We start from the raw sequence: 21274 nt of genomic DNA, 5'->3' as shown, positions 1-21274 counted from the left end.
CGCGGGGACCCCGCGACGCGGCGGCGCCGGAGGCCGGTCCCTGGGGGGTGTGGTACAAGCGAACGGTCGCCATGACGGGACTGCGCGCGAGCCACCTCGATCGGAGCGGGGAGCGGAGGCCGGCATGAGCCGGGTCGAGGCGGCGAGCGCCGGAGACGGGCTGGACCCGGGCGGCGCCGCGCTCTCGGGCGGCGGGGAGATGGGGGCGCTGATCCGCTCCATCGACTGGTCGCGGACGGCGCTCGGCCCCGTCGAGGCGTGGCCCCAGTCGCTGCGCACCGCGCTCTCCATCCTGCTCTCGTCCGAGCACCCCATGTTCCTCTGGTGGGGCCGAGAGCTGATCCAGTTCTACAACGACGGCTACCGCCCCATCCTCGGCTCCAAGAAGCACCCGGCCGCCATAGGCCAGGCGGGGCGCGCGTGCTGGAAGGAGATCTGGGACGTCATCGAGCCGATGATCGAGAAGGTCTTCGCCGGAGGGGCCACGTACCTCCGGGACGGCCTGCTCATCCTCGATCGGAACGGCTTCCTGGAAGAGTGCTATTTCAACTACGGCTACAGCCCGATCCGCGACGAGAGGGGTGCTGTCGCGGGCGTCTTCGTGGCGTGCTCCGAGAGCACCGGGCACATCCTCGGGCAGCGCCGGCTGAAGCTCCTCGCGGCGCTCGGCGCGCGGGTGGCCGACGCCAAGAACGTCGAGGACGCCTGTCGGGTCATGATGGACACCGTGGCGGAGGCCGGGCGCGACCTGCCGTTCGCGCTGCTCTACGTCGCCGACGAGGGCGGCGCGCAGGCCCGGCTCGCGGCGACCGCCGGGCTCGACCCTGGCCACGCCGCCGCGCCGGCGACGGTGAGCCTCGACGCCGCCGGCGGCGCGGTGTGGCCGCTGCATCGCGCGCTGCGCGAGGACGCGGAGGTGGATCTCGCCGAGCTGCCCGCGGGCGTCGGCCCCCTCCCGGGCGGGCCGTGGCCGGACGCCGCGCGCCGCGCGGTGGTGCTGCCGCTCCCCCGCGCCGGCGCCGGCGGGCGGCCGGCCGGGTTCCTCGTCGCCGGCGTCAGCCCCCGGCTCGTGCTGGACGACGACTACCGCGCCTTCCTGCGGCTCGTGGCCGGCCACTGCGCGACGGCGATCCAGAACGCCCGGGCCAGCGAGGAGGAGCAGCGCCGGCTGCAGGCGCTCGCCGAGCTGGACCGCGCGAAGACGGCGTTCTTCAGCAACGTCAGCCACGAGCTCCGGACGCCGCTGACGCTGATCCTCGGGCCCGTGGAGGACGGCCTCTCGGACGCCGAGCAGCCTTTGCCTCCGCGGCAGCGCGAGCGCCTCGCGATCGTCCACCGCAACAGCCTCCGGCTCCTCCGGCTCGTCAACACGCTGCTCGACTTCTCGCGCATCGAGGCGGGCCGCATCCAGGCGAGTTACCAGCCGACCGAGCTCGGCGCCTTCACCGCGGACCTGGCGAGCTCGTTCCGCTCGCTCCTGGAGCGGGCCGGCCTCTCCCTCACGGTCGACTGCCCGCCGCTCGCCGAGCCGGCCTACGTCGACCGGGAGCTCTGGGAGAAGATCGTCCTCAACCTCGTCTCGAACGCCTTCAAGTTCACCTTCGCGGGGGGCGTCCGGGTCTCGCTGGAGGCGGCGGGCGGGCGGGCCGTCCTGTCGGTCGCGGACACCGGCACCGGCATCCCGGAGGCCGAGCTGCCGCACGTGTTCGACCGGTTCCACCGCGTCGAGGGGGCCAGCGGCCGCAGCTACGAGGGCAGCGGCATCGGCCTCGCCCTGGTGCAGGAGCTGGCGAAGCTCCACGGCGGCGTCGCGGCCGTGGAGAGCCGCCTGGGCGAGGGCAGCCGCTTCACGGTGTCCATCCCGCTCGGCAAGGCGCACCTGCCCGAGGACCGCGTCGCTCGGGCCTCGCCGCCGGCCGCGGGGGGGCGGGACGCCGCGCCCTTCCTCGACGAGGCCGCGCAGTGGCTCCGCGGCGAGCAGGCGCCGGCGTCCCGGCCGGCGGGCGAGGGGCCGGGTAGGAAGCTGCCGGGGCGCGTCCTCGTCGCCGACGACAACGCGGACATGCGCGAGTACGCGCTGCGGCTGCTCGCGGCGGAGGGGTGGACGGTGGAGGCCGCAGCCGACGGTCAAACCGCCCTGGAGCGCGCCCGCGCCCACCCGCCGGATCTCGTGCTCACCGACGTGATGATGCCGCGGCTCGACGGCTTCGGCCTGCTCAGGGCGCTGCGCGCCGACGAGCGCACCCGCGGCGTGGCCGTGGTGATGCTCTCCGCGCGCGCGGGCGAGGAGGCGCGCGTCGACAGCCTCGAGGCCGGCGCCGACGACTTCCTCGTGAAGCCGTTCTCCGCGAAGGAGCTCCTCGCGCGGGTCCGCGTCCACGTGGAGCTCGCGCGCCGCCGGCGCGAGGCCGAGGGGCAGCGCCAGTACCTGAACGACCTCTTCATGCAGGCCCCGGGGCCCATCGCCATCCTCCGCGGGCCGGAGCACGTCTTCGAGGTGGTCAACCCGCTCTACCAGCGGCTCGTCGGCGGTCGCGCGCTCGTGGGCGAGCCCATCCGGGCCGCCCTGCCCGAGCTCGATGGACAGGGCATCTGGGAGCTCCTCGACGCCGTGGTCCGCACCGGCGAGCCCATCGTCGGCAAGGAGCTCCCGGTGCGGCTCGACCGCCGGGGCGACGGCACGACGGAGGAGGTCTTCTTCAACTTCGTCTACCAGCCGATGCGCGATCGCGACGGGGCGATCGAGGGCGTCTTCGTCTTCGCGTTCGACGTGACCGACCAGGTGCGCGCCCGGCGGGGCGTGGAGGCGCTCGTCGAGGCGCTCAAGCTCGCCGATCAGCGCAAGGACGAGTTCCTCGCGATGCTCGCGCACGAGCTCCGGAACCCGATGGCCTCGATCAGCCTGTCGCTGACGCTGCTCGACGACGTAGACGGCGACGGGCCCACGTCGGCGCGCTTCCGGGAGATCGCGCGGCGGCAGATGGGCCACCTCGTGCGGCTGGTGGACGATCTGCTCGACGTGTCGCGCATCACGCGGGGCACGGTGGAGCTGCGCCTCGGGGACGTCGATCTCGCGGCCGTGGTGCAGGACGCCGCCGCCGCGGCGAGGCCGGCCCTCGAGGCCCGGCGCCATGCGCTCTCGGTGTCGGTGGGGCCCGGGGGCTTCGGCATGCGGGCCGACGCGACGCGGCTGGAGCAGGTGGTGACGAACCTCCTGACCAACGCCGCGAAGTACACCCCGCCGGGGGGCTCGATCTCGGTGCGCCTCACGCGCGAGGCGGCGGGCGGCGCGCCCGAGGCCGCGGTGCTGCGGGTGCGCGACACGGGCCGCGGCATCCCGGCGGCGATGCTCGAGAAGGTGTTCGATCTGTTCACGCAGGTCGACCAGACGATCGACCGGCGCACGGGCGGGCTGGGGCTCGGGCTCACGCTGGTGCGGCGGCTCTTGGAGCTGCACGGCGGCAGCGTGGTCGCGGCGAGCGCCGGGCCGGGCCAGGGCAGCGAGTTCACCGTGCGCCTGCCGCTCGGCCCGGGCGCGGCGCCGCAGCCTGCGCCGAGCGCCGGGCCGCTCGCGCCGCGCGACGAGCCGCCGCCAGCGCCGCGCGAGGGGCCGCCGCCGCATCCGGCGCAGCGCGCCGAGGCGCCGGAGGCGGCGGCCGACCGGCGCCGGGTGCTCGTCGTGGAGGACGCGGAGGACGTGCGCCGGGTGATGCGGGCGTACATCGAGGCGCTGGGGCACGAGGTGGCGGTGGCGGCGGACGGGCTGGAGGGCGTGACGAAGCTGCTGGAGCTGCGCCCCCAGGTGGCCTTCGTGGACATCGGCCTGCCCGGCATCGACGGTTACGAGGTCGCCCGGCGGGCGCGGGCCGCGCCGGGCGGCGAAGCGCTCTACCTGGTGGCGCTGTCGGGCTACGGCGGGACCGACGATCAGGCCAGGTCCAGGCGGGCCGGCTTCGACCTGCACCTGATCAAGCCCGTGGGCGGCGCCACGCTGCAGGACGTGCTCACCGCGCCGCGCGCGTAGCCGCGCGGCGTACGTGACGTGGGACGCGACAGGAGCCTCCCGGCCGAGCCGCCGTCGCCGGGAGGCTTGACCACACAGACACCCCATTGTATAACTAAATGGTTTTTATACCAAGGAGTTATGCAATGACCCCGTCCGAGCGCCTCGACGCAACGTTCGCTGCGCTCGCCGATCCGACACGGCGAGCGATCCTCGCGCGCCTCGCGTCCGGCGAGGCGTCGGTGACCGAGCTGGCGAAGCCGTTCGCGATGAGCCAGCCCGCGATCTCCAAGCACCTCAAGGTGCTGGAGCGCGCGGGCCTGATCTCGCGCGGCCGCGACGCGCAGCGGCGGCCTTGCCGGATCGAGGCCAAGCCGCTCGCGGACGCCAGCGGCTGGCTCGACAACTACAAGCGCTTCTGGGAGGGCAGCTACGAGCGCCTCGACGACCTGCTGGAGGAGCTGAAGGAACGGGAGAACAAGGGGGAGCGCTCGAAGCGCTAGGGCAGGGGCGGACGCGCCGGCGTCGCGCTCACGCGCGCGACGGGCTCTCCGGGCCGCGGCACCTCGCGCGCGCGCGCTCGAGCGCCGGCCGGGCGGCCATCCGCTCCTGGTAGGCGGCGAGCGCGTCGGGCAGCGCCTTGCCGAGCGCGCCGCGGTAGATCCCGATCGCGGTGCTCACCGAGATGTCGGCGAGCGTGAGGCGCTCCCCGGCGAGGAACGGGCTGTCGCCGAGCAGGCTGGCCGTGAAGCGCAGGGCCCGCTCGACGTTCGCCTCGTGCGTGACGACCGACCAGTTGCGCTTGTCCGCCTCCGGCGCGCCGAAATGCGCGGTCAGCAGGGCGTTGACGCCCGCCCCGATCGCGGCTTCGCCGAACACGGTCATCTGCAGCACGCGCGCGAGCGCCGGATCGTCCTTGTCGGGCAAGAGGGGCGTGGGCCCGTATTTCTGCGCGAGGTAAAGCATCATCGCGACGGACTCGTGGATCGCCACGCCGCCCTCGTCCTCGAGGAACGGCACGTTGGCGAGCGGATGCAGCGCGCGATAGGCCTCGCTCGGCGGATACGAGACCATCTCGACCTCGTAGGGCAAACCCATCTCCTCGCACTGCCACATCACCCGCAGGCCGCGGGCCCCGCGCGCGAAGTTGTAGACCTTGATCATCGGTGACGTCCTCGATCGCGAGAGGCGGGGAGGCGGGGAGGACGGACGACGACCTCCCCACCTCCCCGCCTTCATGGTGGCTCTTCCAGGCGGCGCGCCCGCGCCCCGCCGGCTACGGCTGGATCGCCTTGGGATCCATCCACATGACCTCCCAGTGGTGGCCATCGATATCGTAGAAGCTCCAGCCGTACATGAAGCCGTGATCCTGCGGATCCAGCGCGTGCGACCCGCCCGCCGCGATCGCCTTCTTCACCATGTCGTCGACCTCGGCCCGGCTGCTGCACGAGAGCGCGAAGAGCCCTTCGGTGTGCGTGCTCGTGCTGCAGATCTCCTTCTTCGTGAACGTCTTGAAGAACGACTCCGCGAGGAGCATGACATAGGCCTCCTCGCTGACGACCATGCAGGCGGCCTTCTCGTCCGTGAACTGCGGGTTGAACTCGAACCCGAGCTTGCTGAAGAACTCCATCGATCGCTTCAGGTCGCGGACGGACAGGTTGACGAAGAGCTTGCGAGGGGTGTTCGTGGTCATGGTTGCTTCTCCTTTACCGTGATGGACTGTCGTGAAACGTGAAGCTCATCGGCCCTGCGACGACGGGCTCGCGGTCAGCGCGCGCACGCGGCGGTCGCGCAGCCAGAGCCCCGCCCAGAGGAACGCGGCCACGTAGATGGGGAAGAGGGTGTGGCTGAACAGCGGGTTCTCGACCCGCACGTGGATCGCGATCGCGCCGCCCAGGTAGCCGGTCCACAGGATCGCCCCGAGCACCGCGGTGCGCGGGATCAGGTAGGCCACGAGGCAGGCGATCTGGAGGTAGCCGAGGGTGGGGACGAGGTGCGCCGGGAACCCGAGCTCGGCGGTCGACGCCTCCGCGGGGAACAGCTTCAGCACCTTCACCGCGGCGTCGAACGTCAGGAACAGCGTGGCCAGCCCGCTCAGGACGCGGCCCGCCCACACGGCTCGCCTGGACGGCGCCGCGTTGGGCGCCGTGGCGGGGGCCGGCGCCTCGGCCTGGGGCCGGGTCACGAGATTCTGGTCACGATGATTGATGCTGGCGACGCTCGCGGTCATGGGTGCCTCCGTGCTGGATTCACCCCCGTAGACCCCCGCCCCCGTCAGGAATCATCGGTCGCTCAGAAAAAAAATCGTCGCGCCGTCGCTGACCGGGCGCCCGCGGCTAGGCCGGTAGGGCGCCCGCGGTCAGGCCGGCAGGGCGCCCGCGGCTAGGCCGGTAGATCGAGCGGCAGGCCGAACCGCGGGAAGAGCGTCTCGGTGTCGAGGAAGGACGTCATGCTGACGATGCGGTCCCCCGCGACGTCGAGGACGATGAGCGCCCAGGCCCGGTGGCCGCCCTCCGGCGCCGGGCGGTACTGCGCGAACGCGGGCGAGCCGCTGGCCGCCGTCGGGATGAGCCGCGACCCGCGGCAGCCCGCCCCCGGGCCCACGAGCCAGGCGCGGATCGACTCGTGGCCGCGGAGCCACAGGGTGAACGGCGGCATCGACAGGGTCGCGTCCTGGTGCAGCAGCGCCGTGAGCGCGTCGACGTCGTACCGCTCGAAGGCGTTGACGTAGCGGTCGAGCAGCGCGGACTGCGGCTCCGGCAGCGAGGGGCGCGCGTCGCCGAGATCGCGGCTCGCGAGCGTCGCCCGCGCGCGCTGGAGCGCGCTGTTGATCGCGGCGACCGAGGTGTTGAGGCTGTCGGCGACCTCCGCGGCGGACCAGCCGAGCACCTCCGTGAGCAGCAGCGCGGCGCGCTGCTTCGGCGGCAGGTGCTGGAGCGCCGCGACGAACGCGAGGCGGATGCTCTGGCGGAGCATCGCCCGCTCCGCGGCGTCGATGTCCGCCGGCAGGGCGTGCGCGTCGGGGACGGGCTCCAGCCAGTGGGTGCGCGGGCGCGTCTCGAGCGCGTCGTCCACCGTGCCGACCGGGCCTTCCTCGATGGGGCGCGCCCGGCGCGCGCGGTCGGCCCGCAGGTCGATGCAGACGTTCGTCGCGATGCGGTACAGCCAGGTGCGCAGCGACGAGCGCCCGTCGAACTTATCGAGGCTCCGCCAGGCGCGCACCATCGTCTCCTGGACGGCGTCGTCGGCGTCGACCACCGAACCCAGCATCCGGTAGCAGTGTCCAGTGAGCGCCGCGCGGTGTTCTTCGAGTTGGGCTACACTCTCCGACATCGGCCGGACCGTATCATCGGCTCTCCGGCGGGTCCACGGTCAACCGCGCTCGGCGCGGAGCCTTCGTGTCTCGGGTGTGGGCCAAAGGACGCTCCCGAGCCAGCCCCGGAACACCCTCGCTGCGTGCAACGGCGCCAGAGCGCCGGAGCCCGCCGTCGAGCGCGACGACGGCGCTCAAAAAAAGGACGGAAGATGGCAATCGCTGCCTCGTCGAGGGAATGGCGGTTCCCGCGACTCGCGACTTCGGCGATCCTGCGTTCGATGAGCATCGACCGCGCCGTGCTGGAGCAGCTCGATCGGGTCGGCGGCCGCCTGGCGGAGGGCAAGGCCCTCAAGCTGCTCGACGACATCGCCTGGCCGCGCGAGGTGGAGGAGCGCTTCTTCGCTGCCGGCGAGGACCGCCTCCCCGAGGTCGAGCACCGCGTCGATCGCGACGGCCTCGCGCGTCGCGTCGCCGAGCTGCGCGAGCTCCTCGGGTCCATCGACGGGGACGCGCCGGCGCTCGACTGGCTGCGGGACAACGTCCGCGCGCAGATCCAGGCCGCGGAGCTGCTCGAGGCCGCGGGCACCCGCGCGTTCTCCGCGCGGTCGCAGGAGCTCTACGGCGGCGCGCGCTCGCGGTTCTTCGGCGGCCCGCTCAGGAACATCGACCTCGCCGAGCACCTCGCCGAGCGCCTGCGCGTCCACGGCTGGGACGAGGCCAGCGATCCCGAGGAGGAGCCGCTCGACGCCGGCGCGCTCCGGGACATGCTCGCCGCCCGCGTGGCCGCCCGGGCGCCGCGGCTCGACATCGAGGTCACCCTCGACCCGCGCGTCACGGCCAAGGTGGTCGCCGGCATGAGCCGGGTCCGCATCCGGCCGGAGGCGACCTTCGCTTCCTGGGAGGCCGAGGGACTGTGGCACCACGAGGTCGAGACGCACGCGCTCACCGCGCACAACGGCGCGGCGCAGCCGCGGTGCGCGTTCCTGCGCTCGGGCGGCCCCCGCACCACGCGCACGCAGGAGGGGCTCGCCATCTTCGCCGAGCTCTACAGCCGCTCGCTCTCCATCGGCCGCCTCACCCGGCTCGCCGAGCGGGTGCGGCTCGTGGACATGGCCGAGCAGGGCGCGAGCTTCCTCGATCTCTACCGCCACCTGCGCGAGCGCGGGGCCGAGCGCCGCGACGCCTACTTCGACGCCCAGCGCGTGTGCCGCGGCGGGCTCGTCGAGGGCGGCGCGCCGTTCACCAAGGACGCCTGCTACCTGGCCGGGCTGCTCGAGGTCTACGCCTTCCTGGCCGCGGTCCTTCGCGGCGGGCTGCGCGACGAGGTGGAGCTGCTCGTGTGCGGCCGGATCGCGCTCGACGACATCGCGGTGCTGGCGGAGCTGCGCGCCGCCGGCGTGCTGGAGCGGCCGCGCTTCCTGCCGGGCTGGCTGCGCGCCTGGCAGACGCTGCTGCCGTACTTCGCGTTCACGTCGTTCATGGACGGCATCGATCTCGGCCCGGTGGAGCGGCACTTCCGGGAGCTGCTCCGCGTGGCCGCCGACGCGCGGCCGGCCGGGGAGGGGAAGCGGCGCCGCGGCCGGCCGCGCGAGGGGTGAGCGGCGAGCCGCCGCGTGGACCGCCGGCGCGCCTGTTTCCTGCGGAGCGGAGGTCTCGTGCTCTCGGACACCCGCGCCTTGACCCGGCCCTGTCGAGGGGTGACGCTGCGCGCATGAAGCAGGCCCACCTCCGCTTCGCGCGCCCGCGCGCGGCCGTGGCGCGTCGTCGTGTCGTCGCGTGGGCGCTGGGCCTGGCTGCCGCGGTGCCCGCGCTTTCCGTGGCCGCGGAGCCGCCCGCGCCGCCCGCGCCTTCCGTGGCCGCGGAGCCTCCCGCGGCGGCCGCGCCTTCCGTGGTCGCGGAGCCGCCCGCGCCTCCCGCGGCGGCCGCGCCCTCGGTGGCCGCGGAGCCGCCCGCGCCTCCCGCCTCGACCCCGGCGCCGGCGCCCCCTGCCGCGCCGGCCGTGGCGGGGGTCCCGCCCGGGGCCACGTGGGAAGCGACCGCCGCCGCGCACGAGGCGCGCATCGCGGCGCTGGAGAGCCAGGCCCGCCGCGTCCACGAGCTCGGCTCCGCGGACGAGCGGCGCGCCGAGCAGCGCCGGATCGAGCTGGAGCTCGCGGCGGCGAGGGAGGCGTTCCGCGACTTCGAGGAGCGGACGACGGAGTGGAACAGCCCGGTCATGGTGATCTCGGGGCTCGTCCTCACGACCCTGGGCGGCGCCGCCATCCTCAGCGGCGCGGCGCTGGTCCTCGCGAGCCACGACAACAGCACCGCCGCGCGCACCGAGGCGTCCAGGGTGGCGATCGCCACCGCGCTCGGCGGCGTGGCCGGGATCGCCGTCGGCCTGCCGCTCTACGTGTTCGGCAAGCGGCGGGTGCGGCGAGACGACGCGCCGAGCGCGCCCGCCGTCGCGCGGCTCCTCGTCGGCCCGGGCGCCGTGGCCGCGTCGCCCGGCGCAGGCCCCTTGAGCGCGGGGCTGCGCGTCGCGTTCTGAGCGCCGGGCGCGATCACCACCCGCCGAGGCGCTCCCACACCGCCTCGATCGCCGTCCCGCCGGCCACGGCATGGCACCGCGCGTGCTGCGCGGCGGTCGCGCAGGCGTGGTCGGGCAGGATCCGCAGCGGCGCGCCGATCCTTCACGAGCGCCGGTGTCTCCAGCTCAGCGATTATCCATGTTCGATGTGCGCGGCCCCGGGGCAGGGCCGCGCGCCAGCGGCCAAGCGGCCAGCGTGAAGCGAGCGGGAGGACACCCCTCCTCCACAAAAAGTGCTGGGCAAGATCGAGGTCGAGTGCTAGTGTCCCTCTCGACGCGTAGCCCGCGTCCACCATGCGCATCTCTCACTGACACCACGCTCCGTCGCGCGGACCCTCAGGGGCCTACTCACGGCAACACTCACGCAGTGCTCGCCGTGGTAGAAGATGAGCGCCTGTTGCCCAGGTAGGCACGGCCCCCCCCTGTATCGTCGCGCATGAGCAGCCACGACGGCGACCCGCGGATCCCCGCGCGAGCTCGCGTCGTGTGCGCGCTGGGACGGAGCGGGGTGACGCGCGGACGAGCCAGAGGCGCTGGAGGCCGACGACCGGGAGATTCGTGATCTCTTGGCGATCGTCCCTCGCTCGCTGGCCGCGCGCTCGAAGCACCGAGCCGGAGCGTTCGTGGCGCGACGGGCCGAATCGTCCTCTCTCCTGACGTCGAGACGCTGAGTCGTCTCGACGGGGAGCGTGCGGCGAGGCGGACCGTCCCGCCCCGACGAGCGGCGGAGTTGCGTCGAGAGAGCGCCGGTCGAGCGAGCAGGGAGAGGCCCAGAGAGACAGCGTCCCTCACGGGTTCGATCCGCCCTGAGTCCGGGGACGTACGATGAATGGAGGGTGTATGAGAGTCGGTTCTTCGAAGGTCTCGTTCCGCCTGGGTGCTCTTCCCGATGTGTTGATGACCGATTCCATGGAGGATCCTATGCAGCGAAGCGCGCATCTCCCCGTCTCCGATCTCGCGTCGGGCTCGGCCAAATCGCCCGACCGGACGCCTGCGCAGCGCGGGCAGCTCCCCGCGCCGAAGCCCGCGCACCGGGATCCCCGCCCGCCGCGCGGGCTCCCCAACCTGGATCGCTCCCGGCCGGCGGTGAACATCCCGCAGCGCCGCCGCATGGGCGTGCGGTAGAGCCCGCGACGGCTCCCCCGCCGGAGCGCGGGCCCGGGCGGCGGCCCGGCCGCGCGCTCCGGCGGCGCGGGGCGGAAGCCCGCGATTCCCGCGATTGCGCGCCCCCCGGCGGCGCCCTTTCGGAGGCGATCGCGATTGGGCCGGGGCGCAGGCTGCGGTAAGACCTCGCCACCCGCGCGGCCTCGCAGCCGAGCCCCGCCGGGGCCCGACCATGATCCACGCCGAACCGTTCGAAGCCCGCCTCGTCGCCGCCCGGCCCCTCAGCCCTTTCGTGCGCGAGCTCTCGTTCGAGCGCGCCGACGGGAGGTCGTTTCTGTTCGAGGCGGGCCAGTGGGTCAACCTCGTCCTCCCGCTCCCGGGCGGCGAGGTGAAGCGCGCCTACTCCATCGCCTCCGCGCCCGACGGCTCCCCGCGCTTCGATCTCGCGGTCACGCTCGTGCAGGGCGGGGCGGGCTCGGAGCACCTGCACCGGCTCGAGCCCGGCGCCACGCTCCGCGCCATCGGCCCGCACGGGCTGTTCACCCGCGATCCCGGGGATTCCGCGCCCTCCCTGTTCGTCGCGACCGGCACCGGCATCACGCCGCTCCGGAGCATGCTGCGCGCCTCCCTGCGCGCGGGGCTGGCCGCGCCCCACCTGTGGATCCTGTTCGGCGCGCGCTTCGAGGAGGACGTCATCTACCGCGACGAGCTCGAGGCGCTCGCGCGCGGATCCGACCGGATCCGCTACGAGATCACGCTCTCGCGCGGCGGCCCGTCCTGGGCCGGCCGCCGCGGCTACGTGCAGGCGCACGTGCCCGAGCTCTACCGGGAGCTCGCGGAGAAGAGCGGCGATCCGGCCCCGCACGTCTTCATCTGCGGCCTCGATCGGATGGTCTCGTCCGTTCGCGAGCTCGCCCGCGGCGAGCTCGGCGTCCCCCGCAAGCACGTCCACGTCGAGCGCTACGACTGAGCCCCGGCCGCGCCGCGAGCGAGGCGCCAGCCTCTCCGCGATCTCCGCGGCGCCGCCGGCGTCCTCCTTGAGCGGCACCCTGGGTACGACGTAGGATGCCACCCCCGCGGGCGGTTCCTGCGGGGTCTGTTCTGCAGGTGACCACGTGACGATCAAGAAGACGTTCCGCTCCATCGATCCCGCGACGCTCCCGAAGCACTTCGACTCGCCCGTCGCCGAGCTGCGCCTGGCCGACGTGTGGGAGGCCGACGGGACGTACCGATACGACCCGTCGCGCCCCCGCGAGGAGACCTTCGTCGTCGACACCCCGCCGCCGACCGCCTCGGGCTCGCTGCACATCGGCCACGTCTTCAGCTACACGCACACGGACGTCGTCGTCCGCCAGCGCCGGATGCGCGGCTTCAACATCTTCTACCCGCTGGGCTGGGACGACAACGGCCTGCCCACCGAGCGGCGCGTGCAGAACTACTTCCACGTCCGCACGGACGTGCGCACGCCGTACGAGCGCGGCCTGACCTTGCCGCAGGCCGCGCCGGAGACGATCAAGAAGGACCCGCCGCGCATCGTGTCGCGGCCCAACTTCATCGAGCTCTGCCACAAGGTCACGCGCGAGGACGAGCAGGTCTTCAAGGCGCTCTTCCGCCGGGTGGGCCTCTCGGTCGACTGGCGGCACGAGTACGCCACCATCGATGATCACTGCCGCAGGACGGCGCAGCTGTCGTTCCTGGATCTCCACGAGAAGGGCCACCTCTACTCGGTCTTCGCGCCGACGATGTGGGACGTCGATTTCCAGACCGCGGTCGCCCAGGCGGAGGTCGAGGATCGCCCGCAGTCGGGCGCGTTCCACGACATCGCGTTCGCGGTGGAGGGGACGGGCGAGGAGCTCGTCATCGCCACGACGCGCCCGGAGCTGCTCGCGGCCTGCGTCGGCGTCACGGCGCACCCGGAGGACCCGCGGTATCAGCACCTCTTCGGCAAGACGGCGCTCACCCCGATCTTCCGCGCGCCGGTGCCCATCTTCCCGAGCCCGCTCGTTGATCGCGAGAAGGGCACGGGCATCCTGATGGTCTGTACCTTCGGCGACGCGACCGACGTGATCTGGTGGCGGGAGCAGAAGCTCCCTCTCCGGCAGATGCTCGGCAAGAACGGCCGTGTCCTGCCGGTGACGTTCGGCGAGGGCCCGTGGGAGAGCCGCGACCCGGCCGCGGCCAACGCCGCCTATGCCCCGCTCCAGGGCAAGGGGGTGAAGCAGGCGCGCGCGGCGGTGGTCGAGCTGCTCCGCCGCGACGAGCACGCGGCGGCGCCCGGCCGGGGGCCGGCGCTGCGGGGCGAGCCGAGGCCGATCGAGCGTGCGGTGAAGTTCTACGAGCGGGGCGACCAGCCGCTCGAGTTCGTGCCCACGCGGCAGTGGTTCGTCCGGCTCGCCGACAAGAAGGCCGAGCTCCTCGAGTTCGGCGAGAAGATCAAGTGGCACCCGGATTTCATGCGCCTCCGGTTCCGCAACTGGACCGAGGGGCTCCAGGGCGACTGGTGCATCAGCCGCCAGCGGTATTTCGGCGTGCAGTTCCCGGTCTGGTATCCGCTCGACGCCGAGGGCAAGCCGGACCACAGCCGGCCGCTGCTCGCGGCGCGCGAGGTGCTCCCGGTCGACCCGACGGTCGACGTGCCCCCCGGGTACGAGGCCTCGCAGCGCGATCAGCCGGGCGGCTTCACCGCCGAGACCGACGTCTTCGACACGTGGTTCACGAGCTCGCTCACGCCGCAGATCAGCTCTCACTGGGGGGACGATCCGGCGCGACACGCGCGGCTCTTCCCGGCCGATCTGCGGCCGCAGGCCCACGACATCATCAGGACGTGGGCGTTCTACACGATCGCGAAGGCGATGCTGCACGAGTCGTCGGTCCCGTGGCACCACATCGCGATCTCCGGGTGGATCCTCGATCCGGATCGCAAGAAGATGTCGAAGAGCAAGGGCAACGTCGTCACGCCGATGCACCTGCTCGACACGTATTCTTCGGACGCGGTCCGCTACTGGTCGGCGAGCGCGCGGCTCGGCACGGACACGGCGTTCGACGAGAAGGTGCTGAAGATCGGCAAGCGGCTCGTCACGAAGATCTGGAATGCGAGCAAGTACGTGCTCAGCCAGTCGGCGGAGGTCCACCCGATCTCCGAGGAGCTCGACCGGGCGCTCTTGCACAAGCTGTCGGCGGTGGTGGAGGACGCGACGCGCTCGTTCGACGAGCACGAGTTCGCGGCGGCGCTCGAGCGGACGGAGGATTTCTTCTGGCGCTGGTTCACCGACGCCTACCTGGAGCTCGCGAAGGCGCGTGCGCGCGGCGAGGGCGGCGCCGGGGAGGCGGCGCGCGGCTCGGCGGTGGCGGCGCTGCGGCTCGGGCTGTCGGTGCTGCTGCGGCTGTTCGCGCCGGTCCTGCCGTACATCACCGACGAGGTCTGGCGCTGGGTGTACGCGGAGGAGACGGGCGAGGCCTCGATCCACCGGGCGAAGTGGCCGTCGGCGGCGGATTTCGCGGCGGTCGCGGCGCCTTCGGATCCGGGGCTCCTGGATCTGGCGGCGGCGGCGATGGCGGCGGTCAACAAGCGCAAGAGCGAGCTCGGCGCGAGCGTGGGGCGCGTCGTTTCGGACCTCGCGCTCGGGGCGAACGCCGCGACGCTGGCGCGGCTGAAGCCGGCGCTGGGGGACGTGCTCACGGCGGTGCGCGCGGGCGCGCACGAGCTCGTGGAGCGGCCGGACCTCGCGGATGGCGAGGTCCTGGTCGTGCGCTGCGAGGTGGAGGCGGCGGCGGCGGCGGCCGGGGCGGGGGACGCGGCGGCGACCACGGAGTAACGGAGCCGGCGTGCGGCGGGCGGCGTGCTCCAGCGCGCTGCCCGACCCCGAGCGGGTGCTCTGCGCGACGCTGAGCGCCTCCGCGGCGAGCTCCCCGCTCGTATGCCTTCCCGTCATGCGAAGAGCGTGGACCTCGTTCCGTCGCGCATTGCCGATCGCTTCCAGCTGACAGTAGTGGTCAAATTTGAACATGAAGGCGGGAAGGCGGGAAGAAAACCTTAATGATCTTCCCGCCTTCATGTGGACTCTCTCTGGGCAAAGTTGACCACTACCCACCCAGGATGCGGCCTCCTCATTGTGCAGTGCGTCAGGGGCTGCGTAGGGGTGTGTCTTCCCGACCCCGTGGGGATATTGCTAAACCCTGCACAGGAGCGCTTAGAAATGATAGATTGAGAGTTTGTCGCTGCGTGGCCTTACGCTGACACCCAGCGCCGAAAGGAGGATCCTGATGGTATCTTTCTATCCTCGCATGGTTGTGCTCCTCGCCGTCTCTCTGGCTACCACCGCCTGTATTGGCGCCGACATCGATGAGGCGTCGGAGGAGTTCGTCGAGGTAGAAGAGAGCGCGGCCGTCGCTGAAAACGGCTTCCTTGCTAATGCGCTCAGCCCGAACGCGCTCAGCCCGAACGCGCTCAGCCCGAACGCGCTCAGCCCGAACGCGCTCAGCCCGAACGCGCTCAGCCCGAACGCGCTCAGCGCCATCCAGGATCCGGGTACGCGCGGCAACCTGTCCAGGGAGCTCCTGCGCTACATCGTGGGCTGCGCGCTCAAGCCGGATCAGTCGTTCGCGTTCTCTTGGACCGACAGCAGCGGGGGCGTCCATTCAGAGACATACCGGGGCGAGCTTGGGCTTGCGCACTGGTGGAAATCAACCCCCATAGCGAACGATGCTTATGTCCAGCGCACGCTGACCGCATGTCTCGCGTCGCGGGTGAACTGGTACGGTGTCTCGGTCATGATCTCCCTTCGCGGCGTCGAAGCCTCATCGTCGACGTCGGAGCGAGCGACCTACACGGTAAGAGAGGGCGCCTTCTGGGGAAATGTGTTTACTCATATCGAGGCGCCGTATCTACAAGCCTGCTATTCTCCGAGCGGTGTTGCACGTGCGCGCCAGGTGCAGCGCGATTGTGCGGCCGGTCACATCAATGTGGACCCCGTGACCGGCGCCACGCTAGCTCAGCCATGTGGCGCACTCGAGATCGTGGGTTCATGCGACGCCGTCTGCAACGGGGTGGACAGCGTGAACGGCTTCTACAAGGGGTGCATCGACCGCGTCGCCGTATCGCCATGGGTGCGCACGGACTCGGTGATCACGTCGTTCCTGCTACCCTGACGCGGTCACGTCAGAAAATTCAGCTGTTTGTACGCAAGGGCTAGCTGGTCGGCCTCCCGGCATGCTCGCGGGCGGCTGGCTGCGGTGAGCTCCCGGCGTCGTGTTCCCTGAGTTACGTGGCGCCTGCACGGAGATGCTCCAGGGCCACCCGTGGGAGAACGCACACACGGGGCCGCACTCGCAGTACATAAGAACAGCGATGCGCGCCGGGGACGTAGTCGAGGATCGTTTCGAGATCGAGCGGCTCGCCGGCTCCGGCGGCATGGGTGACGTCTACCGCGCGCGCGACCGGCTGTCCGGGCAGGCGGTGGCGCTCAAGGTGCTGCAGAGCGCAAACGTGCGCGACCTGAGCCGGCTCTCGCGGGAGGCAGAGGCGCTCGTCACGCTCCGGTTGCCGGGGGTCGTGCAGTACGTGGCGCACGGGGTGACCGGCGCAGGACGTCCGTACCTGGCCATGGAGTGGCTCGACGGCGTGACGCTGGAGGAGCGGCTCGCCGGAGGGCCGCTCTCGATCGCCGAGAGCGTGACCCTGGCGGCGCAGGTAACGGCGACGCTCGGCGAGGTCCACCGGCTCGGCGTCGTTCACCGCGACCTGAAGCCGAGCAACCTGATGCTCGTGGGCGGCGCCGTCGAGCGCGCCATCCTGCTCGACTTCGGCATCGCGCGCGACCTCCGGCTCGCGCGGAGCCTGACGGCGCCCGGCGCGATCCTCGGCACGCCCGGGTACATGGCCCCCGAGCAGGCGCGCGGCGAGCCGACGATCGACGCCCGCGCCGACGTGTTCGCGCTCGGCTGCATGCTGTTCGAGTGCCTCGCGGGGCGCCCACCCTTCCTGGGCGACAACGCGCTGTCGCTGATCATGAAGGTCGTCCTGGAAGATCCGCCGCGGCTCGGGGAGCTCCGCGACGGCGTCCCCAAGCACCTCGAGCGGCTCGTGGCCCGGATGCTCTCGAAGCCGGTGGACCATCGGCCGCGCGACGGCGCCGCCGTCGCCGAGGAGCTCGCCGCCCTGGCGCAGGCAGGGCTCCCCGGCGGAGCGCGCGAGACCGTTGCGCCGCCCGCATCGCGCGTGGAGATCACGACCGCGGAGCGCCGGGTCATGTGCGTCATCCTGGCTGCCGAAGGCGGCAGCGCGGAGGCGGACGCCACGCTCTCCGAGGCCGAGGGCGCCGCGCGGACCGAGGCGCTGCGCCAGATCGCGGCGCGCCACGGCGGACGCCTCGAGCTCCTGCAATCGCAGTGGCTGCTCATCACGCTCTCCGGCGCCGAGACCCCGACGGATCTCGCCGCGCGCGCCGCCCAGTGCGCGCTCGCCCTGCGCGCAGAGCTCGGGGGCGTGCCCATGTCCATCGCCACCGGGCTGACCGAGGTCGCAGGGAGGCTGCCCGTAGGCGCGTTGATCGACCGCGTCGTGCAGCTCTTCCCGAGGCGCGCCCGAGCGCCGGAGTCCGGCATCCAGCTCGACAGCGCGACGGCGGGCCTGCTCGCCAGCCGCTTCGACACGATACAAGGGGCCGAAGGGGCCTGGCTGCGCGGCCCCAAGGACGAGCCGGACACCGTGCCCAGGCTCCTCGGCAAGCCGACGCCCTGCCTCGGGCGCGAGCGCGAGCTCGCGCAGCTCGCGGCCGAGTGGCGCCACGCCGTGGATGAGCCCTCCGCGAGCGCCGTCGTCGTCGTGGGCGCCCCGGGGCTCGGTAAATCGCGCCTCGCCTGGGAGTTCCTCCGCACGCTCAAGGAGCGGAGCGAGGCCGCCGAGGTCTGGATCGGCAGGGCCGACCCGGTGGCCGCCGGGTCCGCGTTCGGCCTGCTGGCCCAGGCGCTCCGCCGCGCCATGGGCATCCTCGACGGCGAGCCGATCCAGGCGCGGCGGAGCAAGGTGCTCGCCCGGGTCGAGCAGCTCGGCGGGCTCGGGGCCAAGGCCCCGCACGTCGCGGCGTTCCTCGGCGAGCTCGTGGGAGCGACGTTCCCCGACGACGGCGATGTACAGCTCCGGGCGGCGCGCCAGAACCCGGTGCTGATGGGCGACCGCATCCGCCAGGCCTTCGAGGACTTCGTGCACGCCGAATGCCAGCGGAGGCCGGTGATCCTCGTGATCGAAGATCTGCACTGGGGCGACCTGCCCACGGTGAACCTCGTCGACGCCGCGCTCCAGCGCGCGCGAGGCCTGCCGTTCTTCGTGCTGGCGCTCGCCCGTCCCGAGGTCGACGAGCTCTTCCCGGCGCTGTGGAGCGAGCGCGACGGCCTCCGGATCCGCCTCGCCGCCCTCTCGCGGCGCGCGGGCGAGCGGCTCGTGCGGGAGGTGCTCGGCGATGCCGTCGATGCCGATCTGGTCGAGCGGCTGCTCGCGCGCGCCGAGGGCAACGCGTTCGTGCTGGAGGAGCAGATCCGCGCCGTCGCCGAGGGCAGGAGCGAGGGCATGCCCGAGACGGCGCTCGCGCTGGTGCAGGCGCGGCTCGAGGCGCTGGGCATCGAGGAGCGGCGCGTGCTGCGGGCGGCGAGCGTCTTCGGGGAGACGTTCTGCAAGGGGGAAACGATTCAGAGACGCAAAAACAATCCCGAATGGATCCAGCATGTTGGCTGCTGTGCCCGCTAGCTGCGGCGGTAGGCGCGGGGAGCCGGGGAGTTGTAGGGGACCATGGGCGCGCGCTCGTGCCGGTGCTGGCGATCGCGGGTCGTTACGGGCGCGGCTTCGGATCGCTGCGTCTGGGGCACGCGCTCGGGGCTGCGGTCGTTCACCATCCAGCAGCTCGACGAGGAGGATCTCGGCGCGGCCGCCGTCGCGCACATGGCGCCGGAGCCGATCGGCGCGATCCCTCGCCGCCGCGCGAGCGTCGGGCCGGGGGCCGCTCCACGCCTGGCCGGCGTCGAGGCCCCCGACGAACTCGGGGCCGCCGTCGTCCACCTTGGCACGCTCGGGGCCGTCGCAGATGTCGAGGCGGAGGTCGGCCAGCTTGGCCAGTGGCTCTCCACGCGCCCGAGCGCAGGAGCAATGCTGGCAACGAGCAGCTCGAGGGCGAGCGTAGCGCCGTCGCCCATCTGGCCGAGCGCACGAGTGGTGCCGGCGATGAGGAGCGCGGGCGCGAGCTCGGCGCGGCGCCGCTCCGGTCGTAGAGGTCGAAGCGCATGCCGGCAAGAACGGTGTCGCCGCCGTTGTCAAGCGGCATCGTGCGTGACGCGGCAGATTCCTGTGTGGGTGCTGTTCGTCCACCACCTGGTTGACGAACACCCCGCGGTACTGAACAGCGGCCGCCCGGCCCGGTCCTGGACCAGAGCGCCAGCATGCCATCCGTTGGGGCTGTACAGATTCGAGCTTCGATAAGGCTTTTCACCGAGCGCGGCGCCCTGGCTCGTCATGTAGACACTTCGGCCGCCCAGGTTCTGGTCATGCACCACAACCCCCGAGGAAAGCTCGGGGGAAGAAGAAGCCGCCGTGGATCGGCCGCCCAGGTGTTAGCCATACAAGACAACCTCCGGGGAGAAGAAGAAGCCGCCGTGGATCGGCCGCCCAGGTGTTAGCCATACAAGACAACCTCCGGGAAGAAGAAGCCGCCGTGGATCGGCCGCTCAGGTGTTAGCCATACAAGACAACCTCCGGGGAGAAGAAGAAGCCGCCGTGGATCGGCCGCTCAGGTGTTAGCCATACAAGACAACCTCCGGGGAGAAGAAGAAGCCGCCGTGGATCGGTCGCCCAGGTGTTAGCCATACAAGACAACCTCTGGGGAGAAGAAGAAGCCACCGTGGATCGGCCGCCCAGGTGTTGGTCATACAAGACAACCTCTGGGGAGAAGAAGAAGCCGCCGTGGATCGGCCGCCCAGGTGTTAGCCATACAAGACAACCTCCGGGGAGAAGAAGAAGCCGCCGTGGATCGGCCGCCCAGGTGTTGGTCATACAAGACAACCTCTGGGGAGAAGAAGAAGTGAACACTTCCGCCGCCCAGGTTCAGGGCGTCGTTTCATGGAAAAGCTCTTTCATGGATAAGCTCTCGGCGATGCAGTGCAGCGCCGCTGCACCGCAGTCTGGCGAGTCCTGCCGAGCGCCGCTGGAGAATTGTTGTCCGCCCGGAAGATCGTAGTTGCCAGGGCATGGCAGATAGGCTACGACGCGAGGGCTCACCTGCCGACTGGTCGGCCGGTGAGCTGGTCACTCCCGGCCAGTATAACCGTTATAAGAAAGTGAATTCCAAGAAATGAACATCAGCCCACGAGGCGCTGCGTCTCGCCCACGAGATGCAGCCGCACCCTGGACATCCAGGCCATCGAAGCGCACGAAGCCCACAAAGATCGACGCCGCACCCAGAACCACCAGGCGAGCCCCGTCCAAGAGCGCCCTGGAATCCTGGTGCAGCGTCGCGGGCCCTAAACCCACCGGAAGGCTAGTCCGGCGAGGTACGCGCGGCAAGCGCGTCGTCGTGCTCGTCCTGATCCCCATCTTGATGGTGATCGCCCTGCTTCTCGGTCGTCAGGTCGAGATCCAGGTGTACCCCGGCCCGGTCAGGGTCCTGCTGCGTTGACCGCGTCGCCGGCGGGGGCCTCCCCCCGCCGGCGTCTCCTTCCAGAGCAATCACTTGCAGCGCCAGCTACCGCGCGGTCGACGCCGACTTCCGATGGTCGGGCAGTGGGGCCGGTACCAGGTACCACGCCGAGCTCAGCGTTGCGGCGCTTCTCCGGAGGAGATGATCCGGCGGTGCCGTCCACCCGGCCGAGCGCGGACCACGATGCCGGCGAGGACGAGCAGCTCGAGCGGCGGGCTCCGGACGCCGACCCTCCGATCACGGCCGCGGCGATGAAGGTCGAGGCGCATGCTAGTGGCCGAGCTCTGCATCACAATACTGAGTTTTAGCGCGGGGTGAAGGTCGAGGCGTACCCCGGCGACCTCGGCCTGCGGCGCGCCCACACCTCCACTGGACGGCGCTGCGGCCCGCCTGCCGAGGACGAGCGCCCGCCCGAGCTCCCCGCGACGCCCTCAGCACGTCCACGGCTGTGCTGCGCGGCGCAGGCGGCCACCTCGCCGAGCTCGGCGCGGCTGGCGTCGAGGCGGACGTGGGCGAGCTCGGGCCTCGATGAGGCGCTGACCGCGCGGGAGGCAGAGCTCTGCGCCGGGCCGCGGCTCGCTGTGGCCGCGGCGATGTCCCAC

The 21274-nt window shown here is 72.1% G+C and carries 13 protein-coding genes and 1 pseudogene; 9 read left to right on the top strand and 5 right to left on the bottom strand.

Annotated features, from left to right (window positions below):
- Window positions 1-124: 124 nt before the first annotated feature.
- On the top strand, window positions 125-4024 hold the full coding sequence (locus WME98_RS02870) for an ATP-binding protein (RefSeq protein ID WP_437949848.1): 3900 nt from the start codon (window positions 125-127) through the stop codon (window positions 4022-4024).
- Window positions 4025-4149: 125 nt separating this feature from the next.
- Window positions 4150-4506, top strand: a complete 357-nt coding sequence (locus WME98_RS02865; RefSeq protein ID WP_437949847.1) for an ArsR/SmtB family transcription factor — start codon at window positions 4150-4152, stop codon at window positions 4504-4506.
- A gap of 28 nt (window positions 4507-4534) precedes the next feature.
- Here the strand turns inward: WME98_RS02865 and WME98_RS02860 are convergent, their stop codons facing one another.
- The 4 genes from WME98_RS02860 to WME98_RS02845 form a co-directional block, all read right to left on the bottom strand.
- On the bottom strand, window positions 4535-5167 hold the full coding sequence (locus tag WME98_RS02860) for a glutathione S-transferase family protein (RefSeq protein WP_437949846.1): 633 nt from the start codon (window positions 5165-5167) through the stop codon (window positions 4535-4537).
- 112 nt (window positions 5168-5279) lie between these two features.
- A complete protein-coding gene (locus WME98_RS02855; RefSeq protein ID WP_437949845.1) occupies window positions 5280-5696 on the bottom strand; it encodes a VOC family protein in 417 nt (138 codons plus the stop codon).
- A 45-nt stretch (window positions 5697-5741) separates the two neighbouring features.
- Window positions 5742-6233, bottom strand: coding sequence for a DoxX family protein (locus tag WME98_RS02850; protein WP_437949844.1), 492 nt, complete (start codon window positions 6231-6233; stop codon window positions 5742-5744).
- Window positions 6234-6385: 152 nt separating this feature from the next.
- Window positions 6386-7336 (bottom strand): sigma-70 family RNA polymerase sigma factor, encoded by a 951-nt coding sequence (locus WME98_RS02845; RefSeq protein ID WP_437313400.1) that lies wholly within the window; start codon window positions 7334-7336, stop codon window positions 6386-6388.
- Window positions 7337-7597: 261 nt separating this feature from the next.
- Between WME98_RS02845 and WME98_RS02840 the strand changes: the two genes are divergently transcribed.
- Together WME98_RS02840 and WME98_RS02835 are read left to right on the top strand one after the other, a co-directional pair.
- Complete coding sequence (locus tag WME98_RS02840) at window positions 7598-8917, top strand: flavohemoglobin expression-modulating QEGLA motif protein (RefSeq protein ID WP_437949843.1); 1320 nt, start codon at window positions 7598-7600, stop codon at window positions 8915-8917.
- 113 nt (window positions 8918-9030) lie between these two features.
- Entirely contained in the window at window positions 9031-9849 is an 819-nt protein-coding gene (locus WME98_RS02835; protein ID WP_437949842.1) for a hypothetical protein, read from the top strand.
- A 13-nt stretch (window positions 9850-9862) separates the two neighbouring features.
- Here the strand turns inward: WME98_RS02835 and WME98_RS02830 are convergent.
- A pseudogene (locus WME98_RS02830) lies at window positions 9863-9988 on the bottom strand (DSD1 family PLP-dependent enzyme); the annotation flags it as partial.
- 821 nt (window positions 9989-10809) lie between these two features.
- Here WME98_RS02830 and WME98_RS02825 point away from each other — a divergent pair.
- The 5 genes from WME98_RS02825 to WME98_RS02805 all read left to right on the top strand — a co-directional run bounded on the left by WME98_RS02825 (window position 10810) and on the right by WME98_RS02805 (window position 18733).
- Window positions 10810-11013 carry a hypothetical protein gene (locus WME98_RS02825; RefSeq protein WP_437949841.1) on the top strand — a complete coding sequence of 68 codons (204 nt, stop codon included), beginning with the start codon at window positions 10810-10812 and terminating at the stop codon, window positions 11011-11013.
- 211 nt (window positions 11014-11224) lie between these two features.
- A complete protein-coding gene (locus WME98_RS02820) occupies window positions 11225-11962 on the top strand; it encodes a ferredoxin--NADP reductase (RefSeq protein ID WP_020738144.1) in 738 nt (245 codons plus the stop codon).
- 145 nt (window positions 11963-12107) lie between these two features.
- Entirely contained in the window at window positions 12108-14807 is a 2700-nt protein-coding gene (valS, locus tag WME98_RS02815; protein WP_437949840.1) for a valine--tRNA ligase, read from the top strand.
- 448 nt (window positions 14808-15255) lie between these two features.
- Window positions 15256-16140: a hypothetical protein gene (locus WME98_RS02810; RefSeq protein WP_437949839.1), complete on the top strand. Its 885-nt coding sequence runs from the start codon at window positions 15256-15258 to the stop codon at window positions 16138-16140.
- Between the two features lie 199 nt (window positions 16141-16339).
- Entirely contained in the window at window positions 16340-18733 is a 2394-nt protein-coding gene (locus tag WME98_RS02805) for a protein kinase domain-containing protein (RefSeq protein WP_437949838.1), read from the top strand.
- Window positions 18734-21274: the final 2541 nt, after the last annotated feature.

This window comes from Sorangium sp. So ce296 (assembly GCF_051529605.1).
GTDB lineage: Bacteria > Myxococcota_A > Polyangia > Polyangiales > Polyangiaceae > Sorangium > Sorangium cellulosum_D.
This window is presented reverse-complemented; position numbering and strand designations above follow the sequence as displayed.

What these genes read in the sequence shown, in the direction of transcription:
- WME98_RS02805 (WP_437949838.1), top strand. Translation starts at nt 16,340, where the DNA reads ATGCGCGCCGGGGACGTAGTCGAGGATCGTTTCGAGATCGAGCGGCTC.
- WME98_RS02850 (WP_437949844.1), bottom strand. Translation starts at nt 6,233, where the DNA reads ATGACCGCGAGCGTCGCCAGCATCAATCATCGTGACCAGAATCTCGTG.
- WME98_RS02855 (WP_437949845.1), bottom strand. Translation starts at nt 5,696, where the DNA reads ATGACCACGAACACCCCTCGCAAGCTCTTCGTCAACCTGTCCGTCCGC.
- WME98_RS02820 (WP_020738144.1), top strand. Translation starts at nt 11,225, where the DNA reads ATGATCCACGCCGAACCGTTCGAAGCCCGCCTCGTCGCCGCCCGGCCC.
- WME98_RS02870 (WP_437949848.1), top strand. Translation starts at nt 125, where the DNA reads ATGAGCCGGGTCGAGGCGGCGAGCGCCGGAGACGGGCTGGACCCGGGC.
- WME98_RS02865 (WP_437949847.1), top strand. Translation starts at nt 4,150, where the DNA reads ATGACCCCGTCCGAGCGCCTCGACGCAACGTTCGCTGCGCTCGCCGAT.
- WME98_RS02840 (WP_437949843.1), top strand. Translation starts at nt 7,598, where the DNA reads ATGAGCATCGACCGCGCCGTGCTGGAGCAGCTCGATCGGGTCGGCGGC.
- WME98_RS02810 (WP_437949839.1), top strand. Translation starts at nt 15,256, where the DNA reads ATGGTATCTTTCTATCCTCGCATGGTTGTGCTCCTCGCCGTCTCTCTG.
- WME98_RS02835 (WP_437949842.1), top strand. Translation starts at nt 9,031, where the DNA reads ATGAAGCAGGCCCACCTCCGCTTCGCGCGCCCGCGCGCGGCCGTGGCG.
- WME98_RS02845 (WP_437313400.1), bottom strand. Translation starts at nt 7,336, where the DNA reads ATGTCGGAGAGTGTAGCCCAACTCGAAGAACACCGCGCGGCGCTCACT.
- WME98_RS02825 (WP_437949841.1), top strand. Translation starts at nt 10,810, where the DNA reads ATGCAGCGAAGCGCGCATCTCCCCGTCTCCGATCTCGCGTCGGGCTCG.
- WME98_RS02860 (WP_437949846.1), bottom strand. Translation starts at nt 5,167, where the DNA reads ATGATCAAGGTCTACAACTTCGCGCGCGGGGCCCGCGGCCTGCGGGTG.